The 23,154-nt window shown below is 53.8% G+C and carries 22 protein-coding genes; 9 read left to right on the forward strand and 13 right to left on the reverse strand.

Translation table 11 applies throughout. The features are described 5' to 3' along the window. Positions 1 to 32: 32 nt before the first annotated feature. Positions 33 to 1,967, forward strand: coding sequence for an exoribonuclease II (locus V1566_RS15705; protein ID WP_395303933.1), 1,935 nt, complete (start codon positions 33 to 35; stop codon positions 1,965 to 1,967). Positions 1,968 to 2,289: 322 nt separating this feature from the next. Then, a complete protein-coding gene (gene pdeR / locus V1566_RS15710; protein ID WP_395303934.1) occupies positions 2,290 to 4,281 on the forward strand; it encodes a cyclic di-GMP phosphodiesterase in 1,992 nt (663 codons plus the stop codon). Here pdeR and V1566_RS15715 read toward each other — a convergent pair. After that, positions 4,278 to 5,147, reverse strand: coding sequence for a crotonase/enoyl-CoA hydratase family protein (locus V1566_RS15715; protein ID WP_395303935.1), 870 nt, complete (start codon positions 5,145 to 5,147; stop codon positions 4,278 to 4,280). The genes pdeR and V1566_RS15715 overlap by 4 nt on opposite strands. 193 nt (positions 5,148 to 5,340) lie before the next feature. On the opposite strand from V1566_RS15715, the gene V1566_RS15720 reads away from it, so the two are divergent. From V1566_RS15720 to osmB, 3 genes are all read left to right on the forward strand, one after another. Then, positions 5,341 to 5,523, forward strand: a complete 183-nt coding sequence (locus V1566_RS15720; RefSeq protein WP_024907126.1) for a hypothetical protein — start codon at positions 5,341 to 5,343, stop codon at positions 5,521 to 5,523. A gap of 43 nt (positions 5,524 to 5,566) precedes the next feature. After that, positions 5,567 to 6,319 (forward strand): DNA-binding transcriptional regulator YciT, encoded by a 753-nt coding sequence (locus tag V1566_RS15725; RefSeq protein ID WP_023312063.1) that lies wholly within the window; start codon positions 5,567 to 5,569, stop codon positions 6,317 to 6,319. 263 nt (positions 6,320 to 6,582) lie between these two features. After that, positions 6,583 to 6,801 (forward strand): osmotically-inducible lipoprotein OsmB, encoded by a 219-nt coding sequence (osmB, locus tag V1566_RS15730; protein WP_008501216.1) that lies wholly within the window; start codon positions 6,583 to 6,585, stop codon positions 6,799 to 6,801. Positions 6,802 to 6,906: 105 nt separating this feature from the next. On the opposite strand, the gene yciH is transcribed toward osmB, so the two are convergent. The 5 genes from yciH to pgpB all read right to left on the reverse strand — a co-directional run bounded on the left by yciH (position 6,907) and on the right by pgpB (position 10,556). Next, positions 6,907 to 7,233: a stress response translation initiation inhibitor YciH gene (gene yciH / locus V1566_RS15735; protein WP_395303936.1), complete on the reverse strand. Its 327-nt coding sequence runs from the start codon at positions 7,231 to 7,233 to the stop codon at positions 6,907 to 6,909. Beyond that, positions 7,233 to 7,970 carry an orotidine-5'-phosphate decarboxylase gene (gene pyrF / locus V1566_RS15740; protein ID WP_023335943.1) on the reverse strand — a complete coding sequence of 246 codons (738 nt, stop codon included), beginning with the start codon at positions 7,968 to 7,970 and terminating at the stop codon, positions 7,233 to 7,235. Before pyrF ends, yciH begins: the two co-directional genes overlap by 1 nt. A 185-nt stretch (positions 7,971 to 8,155) precedes the next feature. Beyond that, a complete protein-coding gene (lapB, locus tag V1566_RS15745) occupies positions 8,156 to 9,325 on the reverse strand; it encodes a lipopolysaccharide assembly protein LapB (protein ID WP_395303937.1) in 1,170 nt (389 codons plus the stop codon). A 6-nt stretch (positions 9,326 to 9,331) separates the two neighbouring features. Beyond that, complete coding sequence (locus tag V1566_RS15750; RefSeq protein WP_023312067.1) at positions 9,332 to 9,640, reverse strand: LapA family protein; 309 nt, start codon at positions 9,638 to 9,640, stop codon at positions 9,332 to 9,334. A 148-nt stretch (positions 9,641 to 9,788) separates the two neighbouring features. Beyond that, entirely contained in the window at positions 9,789 to 10,556 is a 768-nt protein-coding gene (gene pgpB, locus V1566_RS15755; protein ID WP_395306003.1) for a phosphatidylglycerophosphatase B, read from the reverse strand. A 197-nt stretch (positions 10,557 to 10,753) separates the two neighbouring features. Between pgpB and ribA the strand changes: the two genes are divergently transcribed. After that, positions 10,754 to 11,344, forward strand: a complete 591-nt coding sequence (gene ribA / locus V1566_RS15760) for a GTP cyclohydrolase II (RefSeq protein ID WP_395303938.1) — start codon at positions 10,754 to 10,756, stop codon at positions 11,342 to 11,344. A gap of 36 nt (positions 11,345 to 11,380) precedes the next feature. Here the strand turns inward: ribA and acnA are convergent, their stop codons facing one another. The 5 genes from acnA to topA all read right to left on the reverse strand — a co-directional run bounded on the left by acnA (position 11,381) and on the right by topA (position 18,865). Further along, entirely contained in the window at positions 11,381 to 14,056 is a 2,676-nt protein-coding gene (gene acnA / locus V1566_RS15765; RefSeq protein ID WP_213327740.1) for an aconitate hydratase AcnA, read from the reverse strand. 161 nt (positions 14,057 to 14,217) lie between these two features. Beyond that, positions 14,218 to 14,316, reverse strand: coding sequence for a small membrane protein YmiC (gene ymiC, locus V1566_RS15770; protein WP_032623144.1), 99 nt, complete (start codon positions 14,314 to 14,316; stop codon positions 14,218 to 14,220). 310 nt (positions 14,317 to 14,626) lie between these two features. Next, positions 14,627 to 14,767, reverse strand: coding sequence for a YmiA family putative membrane protein (locus V1566_RS15775; protein ID WP_213327741.1), 141 nt, complete (start codon positions 14,765 to 14,767; stop codon positions 14,627 to 14,629). Between the two features lie 338 nt (positions 14,768 to 15,105). Then, entirely contained in the window at positions 15,106 to 16,080 is a 975-nt protein-coding gene (gene cysB, locus V1566_RS15780; RefSeq protein WP_024907120.1) for an HTH-type transcriptional regulator CysB, read from the reverse strand. A 187-nt stretch (positions 16,081 to 16,267) separates the two neighbouring features. Further along, positions 16,268 to 18,865, reverse strand: a complete 2,598-nt coding sequence (topA, locus tag V1566_RS15785) for a type I DNA topoisomerase (RefSeq protein ID WP_395303939.1) — start codon at positions 18,863 to 18,865, stop codon at positions 16,268 to 16,270. A gap of 399 nt (positions 18,866 to 19,264) precedes the next feature. Between topA and V1566_RS15790 the strand changes: the two genes are divergently transcribed. Continuing rightward, positions 19,265 to 19,516: a YciN family protein gene (locus V1566_RS15790; protein WP_023312072.1), complete on the forward strand. Its 252-nt coding sequence runs from the start codon at positions 19,265 to 19,267 to the stop codon at positions 19,514 to 19,516. A gap of 34 nt (positions 19,517 to 19,550) precedes the next feature. On the opposite strand, the gene sohB is transcribed toward V1566_RS15790, so the two are convergent. Beyond that, positions 19,551 to 20,597 carry a protease SohB gene (gene sohB, locus V1566_RS15795; RefSeq protein WP_395303940.1) on the reverse strand — a complete coding sequence of 349 codons (1,047 nt, stop codon included), beginning with the start codon at positions 20,595 to 20,597 and terminating at the stop codon, positions 19,551 to 19,553. Between the two features lie 251 nt (positions 20,598 to 20,848). On the opposite strand from sohB, the gene V1566_RS15800 reads away from it, so the two are divergent. Further along, the gene (locus tag V1566_RS15800; RefSeq protein WP_395303941.1) at positions 20,849 to 21,610 is read left to right on the forward strand and encodes a YciK family oxidoreductase; all 762 of its coding nucleotides are present in this window, start codon (positions 20,849 to 20,851) and stop codon (positions 21,608 to 21,610) included. Continuing rightward, positions 21,607 to 22,197, forward strand: coding sequence for a cob(I)yrinic acid a,c-diamide adenosyltransferase (gene cobO / locus V1566_RS15805; protein WP_024907116.1), 591 nt, complete (start codon positions 21,607 to 21,609; stop codon positions 22,195 to 22,197). The genes V1566_RS15800 and cobO overlap by 4 nt, the downstream gene beginning before the upstream one ends. Positions 22,198 to 22,233: 36 nt before the next feature. Here cobO and rluB read toward each other — a convergent pair whose 3' ends face one another. Next, positions 22,234 to 23,109 (reverse strand): 23S rRNA pseudouridine(2605) synthase RluB, encoded by an 876-nt coding sequence (gene rluB / locus V1566_RS15810; protein ID WP_023312076.1) that lies wholly within the window; start codon positions 23,107 to 23,109, stop codon positions 22,234 to 22,236. Between the last annotated feature and the right edge of the window lie 45 nt (positions 23,110 to 23,154).

A 23,154-nucleotide genomic window follows, 5' to 3' on the forward strand; every position in this document is an offset into this window, starting at 1 on the left:
CAGCCGCTCAATGGCTACGAAAATAGAACATTATGTTTCAGGACAACCCGCTGCTAGCGCAGCTTAAACAGCAACTGCATTCCCAGACGCCGCGTGCAGAAGGGGTCGTAAAAGCCACGGAAAAGGGCTTTGGCTTCCTTGAGGTTGACGCGCAGAAAAGCTACTTCATTCCGCCACCGCAGATGAAGAAAGTAATGCATGGCGATCGCGTCATGGCCGTCATTCATACCGAGAAGGATCGAGAGTCTGCCGAGCCGGAAGAACTGATCGAACCGTTCCTGACCCGTTTTGTGGGTAAGGTGCAGGGAAAAGACGATCGTCTTTCTATCGTGCCGGATCATCCCCTGCTGAAAGATGCCATTCCCTGCCGCGCCGCCCGTGGTGTTGAGCATGATTTTAAAGAAGGCGACTGGGCCGTAGCAGAAATGCGCCGCCATCCTCTGAAAGGCGATCGCGGTTTTTATGCGGAGTTGACCCAGTTCATCACCTTTGGCGCCGACCATTTCGTGCCATGGTGGGTTACGCTGGCACGCCACAATCTTGAAAAAGAAGCGCCGAATGGCGTAGCGACTGAGATGCAGGACGAAGGTCTGACGCGCCGCGATCTCACCTCGCTGGAGTTTGTCACCATCGACAGCGCCAGCACAGAAGATATGGATGACGCGCTCTACGCTGAAGAGAGCACCGATGGCAAACTGCATCTGACCGTGGCCATTGCCGATCCAACCGCCTGGATTGCCGAAGGCAGCAAGCTGGATGACGCCGCGAAAATCCGTGCCTTCACCAACTACCTGCCGGGCTTCAACATTCCGATGCTGCCGCGCGAATTGTCAGACGACCTCTGCTCGCTGCGTCCAAACGAAGTGCGCCCGGTTCTTGCCTGCCGCATGACCATTGCCGCAGATGGCGCGATTGAAGACGATATCGAGTTCTTTGCCGCCACTATCGAATCGAAAGCCAAACTGGCCTACGATAACGTGTCCGACTGGCTTGAAAATACCGGTAGCTGGAAACCTGAATCCGACGCCATTGCCGCGCAAATCCGTCTGCTGCATCGCATCTGCCTGAACCGCGGCGAGTGGCGTAAAACCCATGCGCTGGTGTTCAAAGACCGCCCGGACTATCGCTTTGTTCTGGGCGAGAAAGGCGAAGTGCTGGACATCGTGGCCGAACCGCGACGCATTGCGAACCGCATCGTTGAAGAGGCGATGATTTCCGCCAACATCTGTGCCGCACGCGTGCTGCGCGATAAACTGGGCTTTGGCATTTACAACGTTCACACCGGGTTTGATCCGGCGAATACCGAAGCGCTGGCGGCCCTGCTGAAGAATCACGATGTGCACGTCGATCCGGAAGAAGTGCTGACGCTGCCGGGCTTCTGCAAGCTTCGCCGCGAACTGGACGCGCAGCCATCGGGCTTCCTTGACAGCCGCATTCGTCGCTTCCAGTCCTTCGCGGAAATCAGCACCGAGCCGGGCCCACACTTTGGTCTTGGCCTCGAAGCATACGCCACCTGGACATCGCCAATCCGTAAGTATGGCGATATGGTTAACCACCGTCTGCTGAAAGCGATTATCAAAGGTGAAGCCATTGCCCGTCCGCAGGAAGACACCACGCTGCAGATGGCCGATCGCCGTCGTCTGAACCGCATGGCGGAACGTGACGTTGGAGACTGGCTGTACGCACGCTTCCTGCAGGATAAAGCCGGTAAGGATACCCGTTTCGCCGCAGAGATCATCGATATCAGCCGCGGGGGGATGCGCGTCCGCCTGGTCGATAACGGTGCTGTCGCGTTTATTCCTGCGCCGTTCCTGCATGCGGTTCGTGACGAAATGGTCTGTAGCCAGGAAAACGGTACCGTGCAAATTAAAGGTGAAACAGTTTACAAAGTCACCGACGTGATTGACGTTACTATTGCCGAGGTTCGCATGGAAACCCGCAGTATTATCGCGCGCCCTGTCGCCTGATAACCGGTTCAATTGTCGGCCATTTCCTTTCCGGAAAGGCCGACATTTTTTCTTTTTATCCCCGCCACAAAATCATTATTTTTCCTTACTATTTTCAGCATCCCTTCGCCCAAAACCGCCATAATTATCTACAGTAAAAGAGTGTTGTTATATTCGGTTACGTGAATTTTTATACGCTCAGTATCCTTTTTAACCTGACTCGTTTTATTATAAGAAAACAGGGAAAAACAATAGGTTCACTTCGGTTTTGCCGCTGTTTCTCAACGGAAAAGTCGACTGCAAATGAATAATTTGTGCGCTAATGAAAGCTGCGGGAGAAAACATGATGGACGATCTGGAGCAGAATTTGCTGTTTCGCTACATGGGGACTCACAGCCCGTGGTGGCGCTTGTCAGCCGACAGCAACGCTCTGCACCTTTCCACCAGCGAAAATGCCGATGTCACTCAGGTCGTGGCGCTGGACGATGAACAGGCCGATCTCATCCGTCATTTAACCGTTATTACCTCCAGCATCTCAATGTCGCTCTCCCTGTACGGGGAAGATGTCCCGGTTCATCTCGTGGGCCGTAAAATTACCCGTAACGAGTGGGCCGGAACCGCTTCCGCCTGGAACGATACGCCCTCCGTGGCGCGCGATCTGGCTCAGGGGCTCTCATTCGCGGAACAGGTTGTCTCAGAGGCCAACTCCGTCATTGTTATTCTCGATCGGCACGGCAATATCCAGCGTTTTAACCGGCTTAGCGAAGAGTACACCGGCCTGAAAGAGCAAGAAGTGATTGGCCAAAACGTCTTTAAGCTGTTTATGAGCCGCAGCGAAGCAGCCGCTTCAAAGCGCAATATTACCGGTTTTTTTCGCAACGGCAGCTCCTACGAAGTCGAACGCTGGATCAAAACGCGTAAAGGGCAGCGTCTGTTTCTGTTCAGAAACAAATTCGTGCACAGCGGCAGCGGAAAAAATGAAATTTTCCTTATCTGTTCCGGGACCGATATCACCGAGGAGCGCCGCGCTCAGGAGCGGCTGCGCGTGCTGGCCAATACCGATACCATCACCGGCCTGCCAAACCGCAATGCGATCCACGAGCTGATTTCTGACGCCATCGACAACCGCGGCGACACGCAGGTGGGCGTGGTGTATCTCGATCTGGATAACTTTAAAAAGGTCAACGATGCTTACGGTCATATGTTTGGCGATCAGTTGTTACAGGCTGTCGCCCTCGCCATTTTGAGCTGTCTGGACGAGGAGCAGGTGCTGGCGCGACTTGGCGGTGATGAGTTTATCGTCATGGCCACCAATACCTCTCAGGGCTCTCTGGAGGCGATGGCGTCGCGCATTTTAACCCGTCTGCGCCAGCCGTTCCGAATCGGGCTGATTGAGATTTATACCGGTTGCTCCCTGGGTATCGCCCTCGCCCCGCAGCATGGGAACGACCGGGAAAGCGTCATTCGTAACGCCGATACCGCCATGTACACCGCCAAAGAGAACGGCCGGGGCAAGTTCTGCGTCTTCTCACCCGAGATGAACCAGCGCGTGTTTGAGTATCTCTGGCTGGATACCAACCTGCGTAAGGCCCTGGATAACGATCAGCTTCTGATCCACTATCAGCCGAAAATAACCTGGCGCGGGGAAGTCAGAAGCCTCGAAGCGCTGGTCCGCTGGCAATCACCAGAGCGTGGTTTAATCCCGCCGCTGGAGTTTATCTCTTATGCCGAGGAGTCGGGCTTGATTGTACCGCTGGGTCGCTGGGTGATGCTCGACGTGGTTCGCCAGGTCGCGAAATGGCGCGATAAGGGAATAAACCTGCGCGTGGCGGTGAACGTCTCTGCGCGCCAGCTGGCCGACCAGACCATCTTCAGTGACTTAAAGCAGGCTCTGAAGGATCTGAATTTTGAATACTGCCCTGTCGACGTTGAATTAACTGAAAGCTGTCTTATCGAGAACGAAGAGCTGGCGCTGTCCGTGATCCAGCAGTTCAGTCGACTCGGGGCGCAAATTCATCTGGATGATTTTGGCACCGGCTACTCTTCCCTTTCGCAACTGGCCCGCTTCCCTATCGACGCCATTAAACTCGATCAATCTTTTGTCAGGGATATTCATAAGCAGTCCATCTCCCAGTCTCTGGTGCGCGCTATCGTCGCGGTGGCGCAGGCGTTAAATCTGCAGGTGATTGCCGAAGGTGTGGAAAGTGCAAAAGAAGACGCCTTTCTCACCAAGAACGGCGTCAACGAACGGCAGGGTTTTCTGTTTGCTAAGCCGATGCCCGCTGCCGCATTCGAGCGATGGCTAAAACGATATCAAGCGCGAAATCAACGTTAACTGGCTTTACGCAAGCCCGCCGCATGATGGCGGTTTTGCAGCGTGACCAGACGCTCCATGTAGGCGATATCTTTCTGCTCCAGGCAGAAAGCGGCATCAACCCAGTCTTCCGTGATGTCCATCAGTTCACTGCGGGGCAATTGCAGAACACGCGTACGGGCGCGCAGCATCGCCCTTATGCCATTCAGTTTTGGCCGCAGCGTATCGATGAAGGTTCGGGTGGAGACATAGCTTTGTCCGGGTTCAAACAGGACATCCACCAGCCCGTGCTGTTCGTACCATTCAGCCGTATGGGATTCTCCTTTGTAGATGAGTTCCTCCGCCAGCTTCATGCCTGAACGGCGTGCAACCAGGGAATATCCCCCCATACCCGGAAACAGGTTGAAGGCAATCTCCGGGAAACCCAGACGGGCATCGCGCTGGGCCAGGACGAAATGGTGCGCCAGAGCGGCCTCAAACCCACCTCCTAACGCACTGCCTTCGACCATTGCCAGAGAGATGGCTCCCGTATCAAACCCCCGTGAGGCCGCATGGACGCAATCAACGCAGGCGCGAGCGTACGCCCGTAACGCTTCCCGACGTCCGTTCTGAATACACTCGACGAAGAACTGTAAATCACCGCCCACATTGTACATTTCGGGAACCAGCGATCCGGTCACCCAAAAATCAACCGCAAAACCAGACTGGCGAACCAGCCATGAAAAGTTCATGATCTCCTCAATTAACGCATGGTTAAAGCAAGGGCGTGGCTGAGCCCGCAGCATCATCCAGACGGTGTGACGCTCCGCCTCGTAATACCCTGACAGCTGCGTGAACCGTTCAGTATCGGTAAACAGTGTGCAGGTAGGCTGATTGATAACGGTCATAGTCTAATTCCTCTTATAAAAAAGCGCCTTGCGCGCAGTTTTAGACTAATCCACGCAATAAGCCCGCTGCATGAGGGGGAATAAATTTATCACTTACGTTTATGTAATTTAGTTATTGCATTTTTTCCCTTCTCTTTTGATCCTAATTTCTGCATCATTGAAAATATTAACTTTTCGCGCCTGGGGTGAGATTATGTCTACTATTGACGCACAAGCTGTAGCACAACGAATTGATACCGTGCTGGATATCCTGGTGGCGGGCGATTATCACTCTGCTATCCGTAATCTCGAGATCCTGAAGTCTGAACTTCTTGCTCAGAATGGTGCTGATAACGCGCCTGAAAACAGACAGCCCAAAGCGCCGTGGGAAGTTTAACCCCACCGTCTCCGACCTCGTTTCGCTTTATTAAATGGATGCTATGAATTCCCGACAACAACTCATTTTGCAGATGGTCATCGATCAGGGACGCGTAAGCGTAGTCGATCTCGCTAAAACCACCGGCGTGTCTGAAGTCACAATCCGTCAGGATCTTAATCTGCTGGAAAAACAGAGCTACCTGCGTCGTGCGCACGGATATGCTGTCCCGCTGGACAGCGATGACGTTGAGACGCGCATGATGAATAACTACGCGCTCAAACGTGAACTGGCGGAGTTTGCCGCGTCCCTGGTGAACAACGGCGAGACCGTCTTTATTGAAAACGGCAGCAGTAATGCCCTTCTGGCGCGCACGCTTGCCGATCAAAAGGACGTTACTATCATTACCGTCAGCAGCTATATCGCGCATTTACTCAAAGAGACGCGCTGCGAGGTGATTCTGCTCGGCGGCATTTACCAGAAAAAAAGTGAAAGCATGGTGGGCCCGCTGACCCGTCAGTATGTCCAGCAGGTTCATTTCAGTAAGGCCTTCATTGGAATTGACGGCTGGCAGCCGGAGACGGGTTTTACCGGCCGGGATATGATGCGCTCTGACGTTGTGAATGCCGTGCTGGAAAAAGAGTGCGAAGCCATTGTGCTCACCGACAGCTCTAAATTTGGCGCCGTTCACCCTTATACGATGGGCCCCGTTTCACGCTTTAGCCGCGTGATTACCGACGAAAGATTGAGCGACGCGCACCGTAATAAACTGGAAGATGACGGACTGATCGTCAATATTATTAAGACGACCGCCTGAGTCCCCTCCGCGCCCGAATTTCGGGCGCATACACCCTTCTTTCTCTGAGATGATTCCTGGTACTTCTTTAAGAGTTTTTACCTGTTTAACCTGCATTAAAGTCGTAAAATTAATGTTAGCGATATAACAGGAAGTGACTATCACCTGCGTGATTACGTAACGCCTGCGCGACCAGCTTTCACGGAGAACAGAATTAAGTATTCGATTCGTCTATACTTAACGTGTACATCTTTCCGTGAATCGATAATTCAGGAGAAAGTATTATGACCTTAACCAGCAAAAAATTAGCCGCCGCTGTTCTGGCAATCACTGTAGCAATGTCCCTGAGCGCGTGCTCTAACTGGTCTAAACGTGACCGTAACACCGCTATTGGTGCCGGTGCCGGTGCTCTCGGTGGTGCAGTATTAACGGATGGTAGTACGCTGGGTACATTAGGTGGCGCTGCTGTCGGTGGTATTATCGGTCACCAGGTTGGCAAATAATTATTCTTTAAGCCTTCCACGGTATTGCGATATTTGAACGCATTTCAGGTCTGACTTACGCACGTATATAACACGAGCCACGGCATATGCCGTGGCTCATTTATTTTAGCCGCCTGCCAGTTTGACTTTCATCCCTTTGGCTTCCAGCAGAGATTTTATTAAATCGCGCTTGTCCCCCTGGATTTCAATAATGCCGTCTTTCACGGCACCGCCGCAGCCACATTTCTTTTTCAACTCGGCCGCCAGCACTGTCAGCTCCGCATCATCCAGGTCAATGCCGGAGATAAGGCAAACCCCTTTTCCTTTTCGTCCACTGGTCTGGCGCTGGATCCGAACGATGCCGTCTCCCTTTGGACGTTCCACTTTCGCTTTCGGTTCATCTATACGCCCGCTATCGGTTGAATAGACCAGACGGCTGTTGGAATCGCTCATTACGCCCCCTTTTTCAGCGATGCGTTGATAGCCTTAAGCGTCTCAGCCGGGTTTGCAGACTGCGTCACAGGACGCCCGATGACCATGTAGTCAACACCAGCAGCCAGCGCCTGCTCAGGCGTCATAATGCGGCGCTGATCGCCCACGTCACTGCCTGCAGGGCGGATCCCCGGCGTGACCAGTTTAAAATCCTTGCCCAGCGCTGATTTGAAACGTACCGCTTCCTGCGCGGAGCAAACAACGCCATCCAGGCCGCAATGTTGCGTCAGACGCGCGAGACGTTCCGCGTGCTCGGCGGGTGACAACGTCACGCCCAGGTCGCGTAAATCGTTTTCGTCCATACTGGTCAGCACGGTGACCGCAATCAGCAACGGTGCATCTTTACCGAACGGCAGGAGCGCCTCGCGGGCGGCCGTCATCATTCTGGCCCCACCCGATGCATGGACGTTGACCATCCATACGCCCAGCTCTGCGGCTGCGGCAACGGCGTGCGCCGTGGTATTCGGGATATCGTGGAATTTGAGATCGAGGAAGACGTCAAAGCCGCGCTGCTGCAGATCGCGAACGATTTGCGGTCCAAACAGCGTGAACATCTCTTTGCCAACTTTAAGACGGCAGTCGCGAGGGTCAATGCCGTCGACAAACGCCAGTGCGGCGTCACGCTTATTGTAATCAAGCGCAACAACAACAGGAGAATCCGTAATTACGCGGGAAGTGGAGGATGTAACAGACGTCATGACCAGCCCTTTTCGTCTATGGGCGCGCAGCGGCGCGGAACAGATAAACGGCCAGCATTCTACCTGCCGACGCCGCAAATTGACAGGATCCATTTATGCGCCTGCCAGGCCAGCAAACCGCACGGAGTCCAGAACATGGACAAACCTATCAGTATGTTGTAACTAAAGTGAAGTGTTTTAAAAAATTACTGTCCGTCCAGGCCACGAATTGGCTTGATGGTGGACCAGGCGCGGCAGGAAGGACAGTGCCAGTAGAGCGTATACGCGGTAAAACCACACTTCTGGCAGCGATAGCGCGGCTTGCTGCGCACCTGCTCGCCAACCATGTCACGCAGCACCATCAGGCTCTCTTTGGCGCGCCCTTCTTCTGCGTCGTTCAGGTGGTAATCCATCAGCTTATGGAACACCCGCATGGTCGGATGACGCTGCAGCTGACGCGTAATATAAACCTGCGCGGTGTCGCTTCCCTCATACTGCTCAACAACGTCTGAGAGCATCAGTTCAGCGGTGGCGCCAGTATTCTCTTCCACGCAACGACGCAGGAATGCTACCCACTCTTCCTGCTTGTTCAGCTGTTGATAGCATGTTTGCAGCATTTCCAGCGTTTCACTGACCAGCTCTTTGTCCTGGTCGATAACTCGCAGCAGGCTTTCAACGGCTTTGGCGTAGTCGCCATTCGCCATAAAGACACGCCCCATCATGATGGAGATTCGCGCGCTGTTGCGGTCCGCGGCGGCGCCTTTCTTCAGCAGCGCCATGGCTTTATCCATGTCGTCGTTGCCCATCTGCTGAAGGGCAAGCTCACAGTAGAAATGGGCTATCTCAACGCGCTGCTTATCTTTACCCAGCTTCACCAGACGTTCAGCGGTATCAATGGCTTTCTGCCAGTCGCTGGTGGCCTGATAAATCTGCAGGAGTTGCTGTAGGGCGCCGATGCGGAAATCTGTTTCATCCACCAGCTGCGCGAACATATCTTCAGCGCGATCGTACAACCCTGCGGCCATGTAATCCCGCCCCAGCTGTTGCACCGCAAGGAGACGTTGATCGTAGGTCAGCGAGGCGCTTTCCATCAGGGTCTGGTGAATACGAATGGCGCGATCGACCTCGCCGCGCGAACGGAACAGGTTTCCCAGGGTGAGATGCGCTTCAACCGTTCCCGTATCCTCTTTCAGCATATCGAGGAACAGGTCTACCGCTTTGTCCTGCTGATTGCTCAGGAGGAAGTTCACTCCCGCAACGTAGTCGCGGGATAGCCGGTTGGCCTCATCCTGTTTTGTTTGTTGCGCACTTCTGCGGCCCATATACCAGCCATAGGCTGCGGCTACAGGCAAAAGCAGAAACAACAACTCCAGCATAGTCGATTATTCCTTCACGACCGGCACACCAGAGCTTTCCGGGATGTCAGACGCAGGGGCAATGTTATTTTCGAGTCGCTTAATTTTACGTTCAGCGCGCGCAAGAGAAACACGGACTTTCAACCAGAACAGACCGCAAACCAGCCAGCCGATGGCAAAGCCGGCAGCAAATAAGACCGCCAGCAGGCTCGAGACGCGATACTCACCCTGAGCCAGCAGATAGTTAAACGTCACCTGCTGATCGTTTTGTGCACCCAACGTGACTGAAATGACAAAAATCGCCAATACCAGTAAGAAAATGAGTAAATATTTCACATTACTTCCCGTTATGTGGTTCAAGCGAATAAAGTGTGTTCAACTCACCGCAATCAGCCTTATAAACTACCATTTTAGCGACGGGCGCGAAACGGAAAAAGTGACGCGCCGGTCATGGATTTATGGGCAAAATACGGAATATCAACCGTCAGGCGTCCGTTTGGTCCCTTTCGGCTATTTCTTCTTTCTCTTCTGGCGGTGGTGTTAGCGGACCGCAGAATCGTTCAGTCAGCCAGGTCGCCAGCGTCACCAGCAGCCATGAGATGAGTGTGGCGACGACAAGATCCCGCGGCCAGTGCATCCCCAGCAGCAAGCGGCTGCCCATGACCCCCGTCGCCCAGACCAGTAAAAACACCAGCGTAACCGTTCGACGCCTTGGCCAAAGCAGCCCAACCCCCAGCAACGCCCAGCTGGCCGCAAACATGGTGTGACCGGAAGGAAACGCAAAGCCCGTCTCTTTCTGCCAGTGTTTACGCAAGAATTTCGGGATATCCTGCTGTTCCGCAAGCTGTTCTTTCACCAGCATACCGCGATCTTTACGCTTTAAATTGTAGAACTCATCCACCGGAACGTGATGCGTATTTTCCAGCCAGACGACAAAAGGACGCGGCTCCTGAACGCGATCTTTGACCCAGGACTTCACGCCCTGGCCGATAAGGATAGCGCCTCCGAGGATCGCAAAGAGCATCAGCGCCGCGCGCAGACGAAAGCGCAGGCACCACAGAAACCAGGTGCAGAGAAGTACATGGGTTATAATTCCCCACGGCTGGGTGACCGTTTCCGTAATCCAGTATAACGTTTTCAGCCACATGGCGTTCTGCCCGGGCTGCCACATCCAGCCTGAAAGCCATACGGCCAGGGGCATAATCAGTAAAATGGCCGCACCTGCTGCCGTACGTCTGGCGATAGAAAGCATGTCTTCTCCTTTTTCGCTAAGCCTCACAATCATAACTGAAATTCTTTCGATGGGTGGAGATGTCGGATCGTGCGTTTAACGTTCATATAGCATGGTGCCCATTAGGCGAACCTGCTGAGCTTGTGGCAAAATGAACTGATACAGAAAGCAAAACAGGGCAAAGGCACGAAACGTGTCAGCCTACTCTGGAGAATCACATGCAGCTTAAACGTGTGGCAGAAGCCAAACTGCCAACCCCATGGGGCGATTTCCTGATGGTGGGTTTTGAAGAACTGGCAACCGGGCAGGATCATGTCGCGCTGGTGTATGGCAACATTTCAGGGCAGACGCCGGTGCTGTCCCGTGTCCATTCAGAGTGTCTAACCGGCGACGCGCTGTTCAGCCTGCGCTGTGATTGTGGTTTCCAGCTGGAAGCCGCCCTGTCTCATATTGCAGAAGAAGGCCGCGGTGTGCTGCTTTATCATCGTCAGGAAGGTCGTAATATTGGTCTGCTGAATAAAATCCGCGCCTACGCGCTACAGGACCAGGGCTACGATACGGTTGAAGCAAACCATCAGCTCGGCTTCGCCGCTGACGAACGCGACTTCACCTTATGCGCAGATATGTTCAAGCTGCTGGGCGTGGACGAAGTTCGCCTGCTGACCAATAATCCGAAAAAAGTAGAGATCCTGTCCGAAGCGGGGATCAACATCGTCGAGCGTGTACCGCTGATTGTCGGCCGTAACCCGAAAAACGCCCATTACCTTGATACCAAAGCCGCCAAAATGGGCCATCTGCTGAAAGAGTGATGCTAAAAGCCCGGCACGCGTGCCGGGCTCGTTTCATCAGTCCAGCATCTTACGAATCACATAATGTAAAATGCCGTCGTTTTGGTAATAGGTCAGCTCGGTTGCCGTATCAATACGACACCGGCAATCCAGCACCTCGGTTTTCCCGTCTGCCCGCGTTAACTTCACTGGCACCGTTTTACCCGGCTGCAGATTTTGCAGACCGCTAATCTCAATCTGCTCTTCCCCGGTCAGACCCAGCGTTTTACGCGTCACACCCTGCGGGAACTCGAGCGGCAGGATCCCCATACCGATCAGATTCGAGCGGTGAATACGTTCGAACGATTCGGCGATAACCACGCGAACGCCAAGCAGACGCGGACCTTTCGCCGCCCAGTCGCGACTGGAGCCGGAACCGTACTCTTTCCCGGCAATCACCGCCAGCGGCGTACCTGCCTGTTGATATTTGACCGCCGCATCATAAATCGAAACGACTTCCGTTCCCGGCAGATGGCGCGTCATGCCCCCTTCTACGCCCGGCACCATTTCGTTACGAATGCGGATGTTGGCAAACGTCCCGCGCATCATGACTTCATGATTACCGCGACGCGATCCGTAGGAGTTAAAATCACGACGTTCGACGCCCCGGCTTTGCAGATAACGCCCCGCCGGGCTATCGGCTTTGATACTCCCCGCCGGAGAGATGTGGTCTGTTGTGACAGAATCCCCCAGCATCGCCAGTATGCGCGCGCCGTGAATATCCTTAAGCGGTGCCGGCTCGGCCAGCATCTCATCAAAGAACGGCGACAGACGAATATAGGTCGAGTCATCCTGCCAGTCATAGGTATCTGAGCCAATAACGTTAATGGTTTTCCATTCCGGCGTGCCTTCAAAGACCTCCGCATACTCTTTGCGGAACATCTCGGTTGAGACCTTTTCAACGGCCAGCGCGATTTCACGCGAAGATGGCCAGATATCTTTCAGGTAGACAGGGTCATTCTTGCGATCGTGGCCAATCGGGTCGGTCACCAGGTTGATATTCATGTTCCCTGCCAGGGCATAAGCGACCACCAGCGGCGGCGAGGCCAGCCAGTTGGTTTTCACCAGCGGGTGAATACGCCCTTCAAAGTTTCGGTTGCCGGACAGGACCGCGCCTACCGTCAGGTCGCCCTGCTTGATCGCCGTTTCAATAGGTTCAGGCAGCGGGCCGGAGTTACCAATACAGGTTGTACAGCCGTAGCCCACGAGGTTAAAGCCCAGTTCGTCAAGGTACGGCGTCAGTTTGGCCTGCGCCAGGTAATCCGACACCACTTTGGAACCCGGTGCCAGCGAGGCCTTGACCCATGGCTGAGGTTTTAGCCCAAGCTCTACCGCCTTTTTCGCCAGCAGACCGGCCGCCATTAATACGCTGGGGTTCGAGGTGTTGGTGCAGGAGGTGATGGCGGCAATAACCACCGCGCCATCCGGGAGCTGATACTGATGTCCGTTCAGAACATAGTCGACTGGACGATGGTCTTTCTGCGCCACGTTCACTTCCAGCGCATTGCTGGCGGCAAAGGCTTTTGGCACGTCACTCAGCGCGACCCGATCCTGCGGACGTTTCGGTCCGGCGAGGCTCGCCTCGACGCTTCCCATATCGAGTTCAAGCGTGCTGGTGAAGACCGGTTCATCGCCCGGGTTTCGCCACATGCCCTGCGCTTTGGTATAGGCCTCCACCAGCGCGACCTGCTCTTCGCTCCGTCCGCTAAGGCGCATGTATTCCAGCGTGACATCATCGATGGGGAAAAAGCCGCAGGTTGCGCCATATTCCGGCGCCATATTGGCAATGGTGGCGCGGTCGGCCAGCGGCAGCGAATCCAGTCCGTCCCCGTAGAATTCGACAAACTTGCCTACCACACCATGCTTACGCAGCATCTGGGTGACGGTGAGCACCAGATCGGTGGCGGTAATGCCTTCAGACAGCCTGCCGGTGAGCTTGAAGCCCACCACATCCGGGATAAGCATGGACACCGGCTGGCCGAGCATGGCCGCTTCCGCTTCGATACCCCCGACGCCCCAGCCGAGCACGCCCAGACCGTTGATCATGGTGGTATGGGAGTCCGTACCCACCAGCGTGTCCGGATAGGCGACCCACTCTTTATCCTGCAATTCACTCCAGACGGCTTTACCCAGATATTCAAGGTTTACCTGGTGACAAATACCGGTACCTGGCGGGACTACGCTAAACCGGCTGAACGCCTGCTGCCCCCACTTCAGGAACACGTAGCGCTCGTGGTTACGCTCCATCTCCAGACGCACGTTCTCGCCAAAGGCGTCGTCATCACCAAAGCGGTCAACGGTTACAGAGTGGTCAATGACGAGGTCAACGGGGGAAAGCGGATTCACTTTTGCCGTATCTCCGCCGAGACGCTTAACAGCCTCGCGCATCGCGGCTAAATCAACGACGGCAGGGACGCCGGTAAAGTCCTGCATCAGCACCCTTGCCGGGCGGTAAGCGATTTCTCTGTCGGCATGGGCTTTTTCAAGCCACCCTGCCAGCGCCTGGATATCATCGAGGGTGACAGAGTCACCGTCCTGCCAGCGCAATAAATTTTCCAGTAAAACTTTCAATGACTTGGGTAAACGCGAAATGTCCCCAAGCGTTCTGGCAGCCAGCGGCAGGCTGTAGTAATGCCAGGTTTTGTTTTCTGCCTGTAATGTGTCCTTACTGGCTTCGCGTAGGGTTAACGACATAAGCTCCTCCTTAATCACAGAGATGTCCCGACAATCATCAGGGCCGTAATTAAAGATAACACAAAGATGTCGTAACGTTTTGATAACAACCCAAATTGATAAATTTAGGATTGGTCCAGAATGGGAAAACAAAAAACCCCGCCGTAGCGAGGTTTTACAATTTAGTGGAGGGCCAACCAGATGAGCTGACTCCAGAACAGAATCGACACGGTAAAAACGCCGATCCATGACCAGTATTTGTGAGACGTCATGTTATTCATCATAGGGACACCAGGCATTATTTATAAAAGTTCCGAGGTGAATCCTCAGTGCTATATTGCTGATGTGTATTAATTAAAGAGTACAAAAGTGCAGAGTCGATATTCAGACTATTTGCATCATTACGCAATTAACTAAATTATTGTTTTTTGGGTTCGTCTTCTGCGAACACATCAATAAACGCTTGCTGTTGCGGCGTCAGTTTCCAGGACGCGGGTACAACAGTCGCAGGTGCTTTACGCCCTCTGTGGCCGTTGTCACGATGCTGACACATCTGTTTTACCGTTTCTGTACGTACCGTCACTGCCATATTTAACCCCAATATTTCCAGGCCAGGAGAGCAACCACCACCCAAAACAGGGTAGAGACGAGAAAGACCGCCAGCCAGGCTTTACGCTTGAGCGCAGGATCCCTTTGCGGTTCTTCACTTCCTGAAGGCATTGCTAACCTCATACAATCGACATCGCTTATCATTTAGGACCAAACAATTGGTACAATTAATCATCTGTTGAGATAAATCCTAAAGAAACTTTAGCCGAAAAGCCAGTGAATTTACGCACCGGGAGGTATGAAATATTCAATCTTTTGACAAGAAATAAATAATTGAAAAGAAAAATTTGCGAAGGCGTAAATTAGTTTCTACTTTTGTCGCCAATTCACGACATTATAACCTTACAGGTTAAATGGATAATGACATTATATGACAGGGAGTGCGTAGATGATGATAATTCTAATTTAGCTTTGAGGCGTTATTTCGGTATCTTTCCGTAAGGGAAAGATACCGGGTGTGATTATTTTTCGGGGAGTTTGATGTCTTTAAACATCTCTTCAATATCTTCATTTGAGCGTAATGCAACGGCGGTATCAACCACATCACGCGTTAAATGAGGGGCAAAGCGCTGAATAAAATCATACATATAGCTGCGCAGGAAGGTGCTGCGACGGAATCCAATCTTTGTGGTGCTATGACTGAAAACATCGTGCGCATCAAGACGCACCAGGTCAGGGTCTGACACCGGATCCACCGCCATGCTGGCAATGACGCCCACCCCCAGACCAAGCCGCACATAGGTCTTAATCACGTCGGCATCCGTCGCGGTAAAGACAATGCGCGGCGTTAGCCCTGCCCGGTTAAAGGCCGTATCAAGCTCGGACCTTCCGGTAAAGCCAAACGTATACGTCACCAACGGATATTGCGCCAGCTCTTCGATAGAGACCGACCCTTTACCCGCCAGGGGGTGATCCGGGGTCACCACAATAGAACGGTTCCAGTGATAGCAGGGAAGCATCACCAGATCGTCATAGAGATGAAGCGCTTCGGTGGCGATGGCAAAATCTGCATTACCCTTGGACACGGCTTCAGCAATTTGCGTTGGCGAGCCCTGGTGCATATGCAAAGAGACGCGGGGATAACGCTCGATAAAGCCTTTGATAACACCGGGAAGCGCATAGCGCGCCTGGGTATGCGTTGTGGCAATATACAGCGAACCTTTATCCGGCCAGGTGTGTTCCCCCGCCACTGACTTTATCGCATCGACTTTGGAGAGGACTTCACGCGCAATGCGGATGATTTCCTGCCCCGCAGGCGTCACCTGGGTGAGATGCTTACCGCTGCGGGCAAATATCTGGATACCTAACTCATCCTCCAGCATACGAACTTGTTTGCTGATGCCCGGTTGCGAGGTATATAACCCCTCGGCGGTTGAAGAGACGTTAAGGTTATGATTCACCACCTCAACGATATAACGAAGCTGCTGTAATTTCATGCCAGACCATCCGATTTAGCGCATGCGGTCAATCGCTTAAGACGATTTAATAATAAGAAACAGGTTAACTATAACCACTATATCATTTATAGCCTGACTGTATAGTACGGAACAAAAAATAATAACAAGGCAATAAAAAAGGGCCGGAAATCCGGCCCTTTTACAGGTAAGTTACGGTAAGGGAAGATTATTTCTTGCCTTCAACCCATTTGCCATCGACAAAGAAAGCTGACCATCCGGTCGCTTTACCCTCTTTCTCGGCCGCAACATACTGCTGCTTGGTTTTACGGCTAAACCGTACCACGGTTTTGTTGCCTTCCGGATCCTGCTGTGGCGCATCGGCCAGATAACGCAGTTTCTCAGGCAGACGATCGCGGAAGCGATGCAGCTCTTCCACCAGCGGCGCGCGCGTTTCACGCGATTTCGGGAAGGTGTTGGCGGCCAGGAAGACACCCGCAGCGCCGTCACGCAGCACGAAGTACGCGTCGGATTTCTCGCACGGCAGTTCTGGCAGCGGAACCGGATCTTCCTTCGGCGGAGCCACTTCACCGTTACGCAGAATTTTGCGCGTGTTTTTACACTCGTCGTTGGTACAGGCCATGTACTTACCGAAACGCCCCATTTTCAGGTGCATTTCAGAGCCACACTTCTCGCACTCCACAATCGGGCCGTCGTAGCCTTTAATGCGGAACTCGCCCTCTTCGATCTCATACCCGTCACACGTTGGGTTATTACCGCAGACGTGCAGCTTACGTTTTGGATCGATCAGGTAGCTGTCCATTGCCGTGCCGCATTTCTTGCAGCGGCGTTTGGCACGCAGAGCGTTAGTTTCCGCATCGTCACCTTCCAGCACGTTGAGAACTTCGTTCTCAGGCACCAGGTTGATGGTGGTTTTGCAGCGCTCTTTTGGTGACAGTGCATAGCCGGAGCAGCCAAGGAACACGCCCGTGGTTGCGGTGCGGATCCCCATCTTGCGGCCACAGGTTGGGCAGTCGATGCTGGTCAGAACCATCTGGTTAGGCAGCATTCCGCCCTCTTCAGGATCCTTCTCCGCTTTTTCAAGCTGGTCGGTAAAGTCGCTGAAGAAGCTGTCGAGTACCTTTTTCCATTCCGCCTGATGGCTGGCAACCTGGTCGAGGCTGTCTTCCATTTGCGCGGTGAAATCGTAGTTCATCAACTCGCGGAAGTTAGCTTCCAGACGGTCGGTGACGATCTCACCCATTTTTTCCGCATAGAAACGACGGTTTTCAACGCGTACGTAGCCACGGTCCTGAATCGTCGAGATGATGGACGCGTAGGTCGACGGACGACCAATACCGCGTTTTTCCAGCTCTTTCACCAGGGACGCTTCACTGAAGCGCGCAGGCGGCTTGGTGAAGTGCTGTGCCGGAACCAGATCGACAAGCGACAACTCATCACCTTTGTTCACCGCCGGCAGCGTCCGGTCTTCATCACCTTTACGCAGCGCAGGCATCACTTTCGTCCAGCCATCGAAACGCAGGATACGACCGCGCGCTTTGAGACGGAAATCACCCGCGCCAACGGTCAGCGTGGTGGAATCGTACTGCGCTGGGGTCATCTGGCACGCCACGAACTGGCGCCAGATCAGCTGATACAGCTTCTGCGCGTCGGCTTCCATGTCTTTCAGCGATTCCGCTAACACAGAGACGTCAGAAGGACGAATCGCTTCGTGTGCTTCCTGAGAGTTCTCTTTGCTGGCGAACTGGTTAGCGTTTTCCGGCAGGTATTTCTTACCGAAATTGTCACTGATGTAGCCGCGCACCATGTTGACCGCGTCCTGGCTCAGGTTGGTTGAGTCGGTACGCATGTAGGTGATGTAGCCCGCTTCATACAGGCGCTGGGCCATCATCATGGTTTTCTTCACGCCATAACCCAGACGCGTGCTTGCAGCCTGTTGCAGCGTAGAGGTAATAAACGGGGCACCCGGTTTGCTGCTGGTCGGTTTATCTTCACGTTCCAGCACCTGATAGCGTGCTTTTTCCAGCAGCGCTACGGCGGCCATGGTCTGGTCGCGGTTTTCTGGACGGAAAGGCTTATCGTTGTGATGGCTTACCTGCAGCGGCAGAGCGTCACCGCCCGGCGTGGTCACATTGGCGTCAACTTCCCAGAACTCTTCCGGCACGAAGGCTTTAATTTCGCGCTCACGCTCAACGACCAGACGCACGGCGACGGACTGCACACGACCTGCGGACAGGCCACGGGCAATCTTCTTCCACAGCAGTGGAGAAACCATGTAGCCCACAACGCGGTCCATAAAGCGACGTGCCTGCTGTGCGTTTACACGGTCAATATTCAGTTCGCCCGGCTTCTCAAACGCCTGACGAATCGCATTCTTCGTAATTTCGTTAAACACTACACGGCTGTAGCGTTTGTCATCACCACCGATCACTTCCCGCAGGTGCCACGCAATGGCCTCCCCTTCGCGGTCAAGGTCGGTTGCGAGATAGATGTGGTCTGCTTTTTCAGCAAGCTGCTTCAGCTCGTTAACGACTTTTTCTTTCCCGGGCAGCACTTCATATTGTGCATCCCAGTTATGCCATGGGTTAACACCCATGCGGTTGACAAGCGCGCTACGTTCATCCTTTTTAGGCTTTTTAGCCCCTTTGGTGGAGGTAGAGTCTGCGCTCTTTTTGCTGGCTGAGCCACTGGTCGGCAAATCGCGGATATGACCCACGCTGGACTTAACCACGTAGTCATTACCCAGATACTTATTGATCGTTTTGGCTTTTGCCGGGGACTCAACGATGACGAGAGCTTTACCCATATTCACCTTTACCTAATTTAATTCTTCCAGGAATACGCCGCACGTTGATTTCCCTTCCGCTGACGACGAGCCAATGATATTGCGACTGCGTCAGGAGATATCAACCCCTTTGTCTTACCGGGCGTTAAAGAAAAGACGCCCAGGTGATTGAGTTTTCGGGTATTTTTCTCACATCTCGTGTAATTCGTGACGAATTCCAGGTTGAATGTCAAGCAATTCTGTTGCCAGAATGACGAAAGCGCACACTCTACCTGATAAAATTCGTTACGCAACTTTATTAGCATGCAAAAGCAAATCCCGCCAGCCGGGCCCCTGCACCTTATCCCCTCACATTACAGGGAAAATTTGCCCCCAAAGCGCCCTCGGCGTAGACTATTGTCACTGTTTAAGGAGTGGATTATGCAGAATACGACCCAACCTATTGACCGAGCCTCTCTGCTTATCGAAGCAAACAAGCTTATCCGTGACCATGAAGATACGCTGGCGGGCATTGAAGCCACCGGCGTAGAGCAGCGTAATGGCGTGCTGATTTTCAGCGGCGAATACTTCCTTGACGAACAGGGGTTGCCGACCCCGAAAAGCACCGCCGTGTTTAATATGTTTAAATACCTGGCGCATACGCTTTCCGAGAAATATCACCTGGTCGATTAATGCAAAACGCGAGGCATGTGCCTCGCGTTTTTGTTTACAGCAGCGGTTTTTGTCCGCGCTGTAGCCAGCGCAGCAGCATGCGATCCGCGCTTTCTGCCGCGCTGTTGGTAAAGCGGTCAAGGAGTCGCTTACGCTGGGTAAAGCGCACGCCCACCAGTTCCCGGCCTTCCATCAGGTTGAGCAGCAGATCGTCGCTGGTTCCGACTTCATCCACCAGTCCTTTCTCCTGCGCCTGGACGCCGTACCAGTGCTCCCCTGTCGCGACCTGTTCAATATCGAGCGTCGGACGCATACGGTGCACAAAATCTTTAAAGAGGTGATGCGTTTCGTTGAGGTCTTCACGGAACTTTTGACGCCCTTCTTCCGTATTTTCCCCCAGCAGCGTCAGGGTACGTTTATACTGACCCGCCGTGTGAAGTTCGATATCAATCTCTTTATTTTTCAGGAAGCGGTTAAAGTTCGGAATTTGCGCGACCACGCCGATCGAGCCAATGATAGAGAACGGCGCGGCTACAATTTTGTCCGCCACGCAGGCCATCATGTAGCCTCCGCTGGCCGCCACTTTATCCACGGCCACGGTCAGCGGGATCTGTTTTTCACGCAGGCGCTGCAGCTGTGAGGCGGCCAGTCCGTAACCGTGAACCACCCCGCCCGGGCTTTCAAGACGCACGACAACCTGATCCTGCGGTGTCGCTACGGCCAGAACGGCAGTTACTTCCTCCCGCAGAGAAGAAACCTCATGCGCATCCATACTGCCTTTAAAATCGAGCACGTAGACACGTGGCGTAGCCTTATCCTGCGGCGCATTGAGCTTCGCTTTTGCCTTTGCCGCTTTGGCTTCCTGTTTATGCTTTTTCTTCTGCGCTTTCAGCCAGAGTTTCTGTTGATGACTATCAAGCAGCGCCAGAGACATCTCTTCCTGCATCTCTTTATACTGCTCGCTCAGGCGGGTGATGCGTAATTCCCCTCGCTGGCGCTTGCGCTGCGTCAGGTTGACAATCAGAACAGCAACCACCGCAATGGCAATCACCACCGTCGCGATTTTGGCCAAAAACAACCCATATTGAGAAAGTAATTCCACGCGTTCCACCTTGATTTAACCACGAATCTTTCACGGCAGTGTACATCAGCCCTGCCCATGCGTCTCGCTCGTGACATTACCTCTGCGAGCCGCCTTCAGGAATCCCCGTCCTGGAGTTTAAATATTTGCAAATTGTTAATTTTACAGTAATGCCTCCTGTAGACTGATTGAATTATTAGGCTAATTCGGGCATAAAGCCGAAAAGTCATCATAAAGGCGCCATTGTGTTACCGGTCGCCTGAGGAGCCACCGTGCATTATCAACCGCAAAAAAATCTGCTGCAAAACCGGATTATCCTTGTCACCGGTGCCAGCGACGGGATTGGCCGCGAGGCGGCCCTGACGTACGCCGAATACGGCGCGAATGTCATTCTGATCGGGCGCAACGAAGAAAAACTGAAAAACGTCTCTCAGGAGATTGAGGCTAAATGTGGCACGCTGGCCCCGTGGTATACACTCGATTTGCTGACCTGCACGCCCGCGGTGTGCCAGGAATTAGCCCAGCGCATCAGCACCCACTATCCCAGACTCGACGGCGTGCTGCATAACGCCGGTTTGTTAGGCGAAGTGCGTCCGATGGATGAACAGGATCCTGATATCTGGCAGCAGGTGATGCAGGTCAACGTCAACGGCACGTTTTTCCTCACACAGGCATTGCTTCCTTTATTACTGAAATCCGAATCAGGGTCCCTGGTCTTTACCTCTTCCAGCGTTGGCCGTGAGGGTCGCGCTAACTGGGGAGCCTATGCCGTATCAAAATTCGCAACCGAAGGCATGATGCAGGTGCTGGCGGAGGAGTATCAGAGCCGCCATCTGCGCGTAAACTGCATTAACCCGGGCGGTACGCGTACCAAAATGCGCGCCAGCGCGTTCCCGAGCGAAGATCCGCAGAAGCTGAAAACCCCGGCAGACATTATGCCGCTCTATCTCTGGCTGATGGGCGACGACAGTCGCCGCAAAACCGGGATGACCTTTGACGCCCAGCCGGGCCGTAAACCAGGAATTTCGCAATGAGTGAAGAACGTCATCAGCAGCGCCAGCAGCGTCTGAAAGAACAGGTCGATGCGCGCGTCGCGGCGGCCCAGGACGAGCGTGGGATCGTCATCGTCTTTACCGGCAACGGCAAGGGGAAAACCACCGCCGCATTCGGCACGGCGACACGCGCCGTCGGTCACGGGCAAAAAGTGGGCGTGATCCAGTTTATTAAAGGCACATGGCCCAACGGCGAGCGGAATTTACTCGAGCCTCACGGCGTCGAGTTTCAGGTCATGGCAACCGGGTTTACGTGGAATACCCAGAACCGGGAAACGGACACTGCCGCCTGCCTCGCCGTCTGGGAGCATGCAAAGAGAATGCTGGCCGATCCCTCGCTGAATATGGTTCTGCTGGATGAGATCACCTATATGGTCGCCTACGACTACCTGCCGCTGGAAGCCGTGCTGGATGCTCTGAAGAACCGTCCTGTACACCAGACGGTTATCGTCACGGGGCGCGGGTGTCATCGGGATATACTGGAGATGGCCGATACCGTCAGCGAGCTGCGTCCGGTCAAACACGCGTTTGATGCGGGCATCAAAGCGCAAATTGGCGTTGATTACTAAAAGAAAAAAGCCCGGTGCGTTGACCGGGCTTTTATATTAACCGTTGTTATTACGGCTGCCGGAGCGGCGGCTGCTGCTCACCTGGCTGTGGCGCTTCACCGCGCGACGGATCTGATTCGCCTTCATGCGACGACGGTCTTTTTCCACCGCTACTTTTGAGGTGGTTTCCGGCGTCAGGCCGACCAGCTCGCGCAGGTAGTTGGTTTGGGTCAGATCCAGTTCGGTATAACCACCGCGTGGCAGTCCTTTCGGCAGCAGAATGTCGCCGTAACGAACACGGATAAGACGGCTCACCTGGACGCCTACAGCTTCCCACAGACGACGCACCTCGCGGTTACGGCCTTCGGTCAGGGTCACGTTGTACCACTGGTTAATGCCTTCCCCACCGGTAAACTTGATGGTTTTGAAAGCCGCAGGGCCGTCTTCCAGCTGAACGCCACGCGACAGATCGCGCAGTTTATTCTCATCAACCTGGCCAAATACGCGCACCGCGTATTCACGTTCCACTTCACGGCTTGGGTGCATCAGACGGTTTGCCAGTTCACCATCGGTGGTAAACAGCAGCAGACCGCAGGTGTTTACGTCCAGACGACCGACGGCAATCCAGCGAGCGCCACGCAGTTTAGGCAGACGGTCAAACACCGTCGGACGACCTTCCGGGTCGTTGCGGGTGCACAGCTCGCCTTCCGGCTTGTAGTAAGCCAGCACGCGGCAGATTTGTTCAGCAGATTCCTTCACGGAGATAAGATGACCGTCGATGCGGATCTTCAGCCCCGGTACGATTTCAACGCGGTCACCCAGCGTGGCGATTTTACCGTCCACACTCACGCGGCCCGCTTCAATAATGGCTTCGATTTCACGGCGTGAACCGTGGCCGGCACGCGCCAGCACTTTCTGTAACTTCTCGCTCATTGAGCTTCCTCAGGTGTCGCCTTCACAGGCGTCTGGTGTACTTTC

Origin of the sequence: Enterobacter sp. ECC-019 (assembly GCF_043974075.1) — a bacterium.
Lineage (GTDB): Bacteria > Pseudomonadota > Gammaproteobacteria > Enterobacterales > Enterobacteriaceae > Enterobacter > Enterobacter asburiae_D.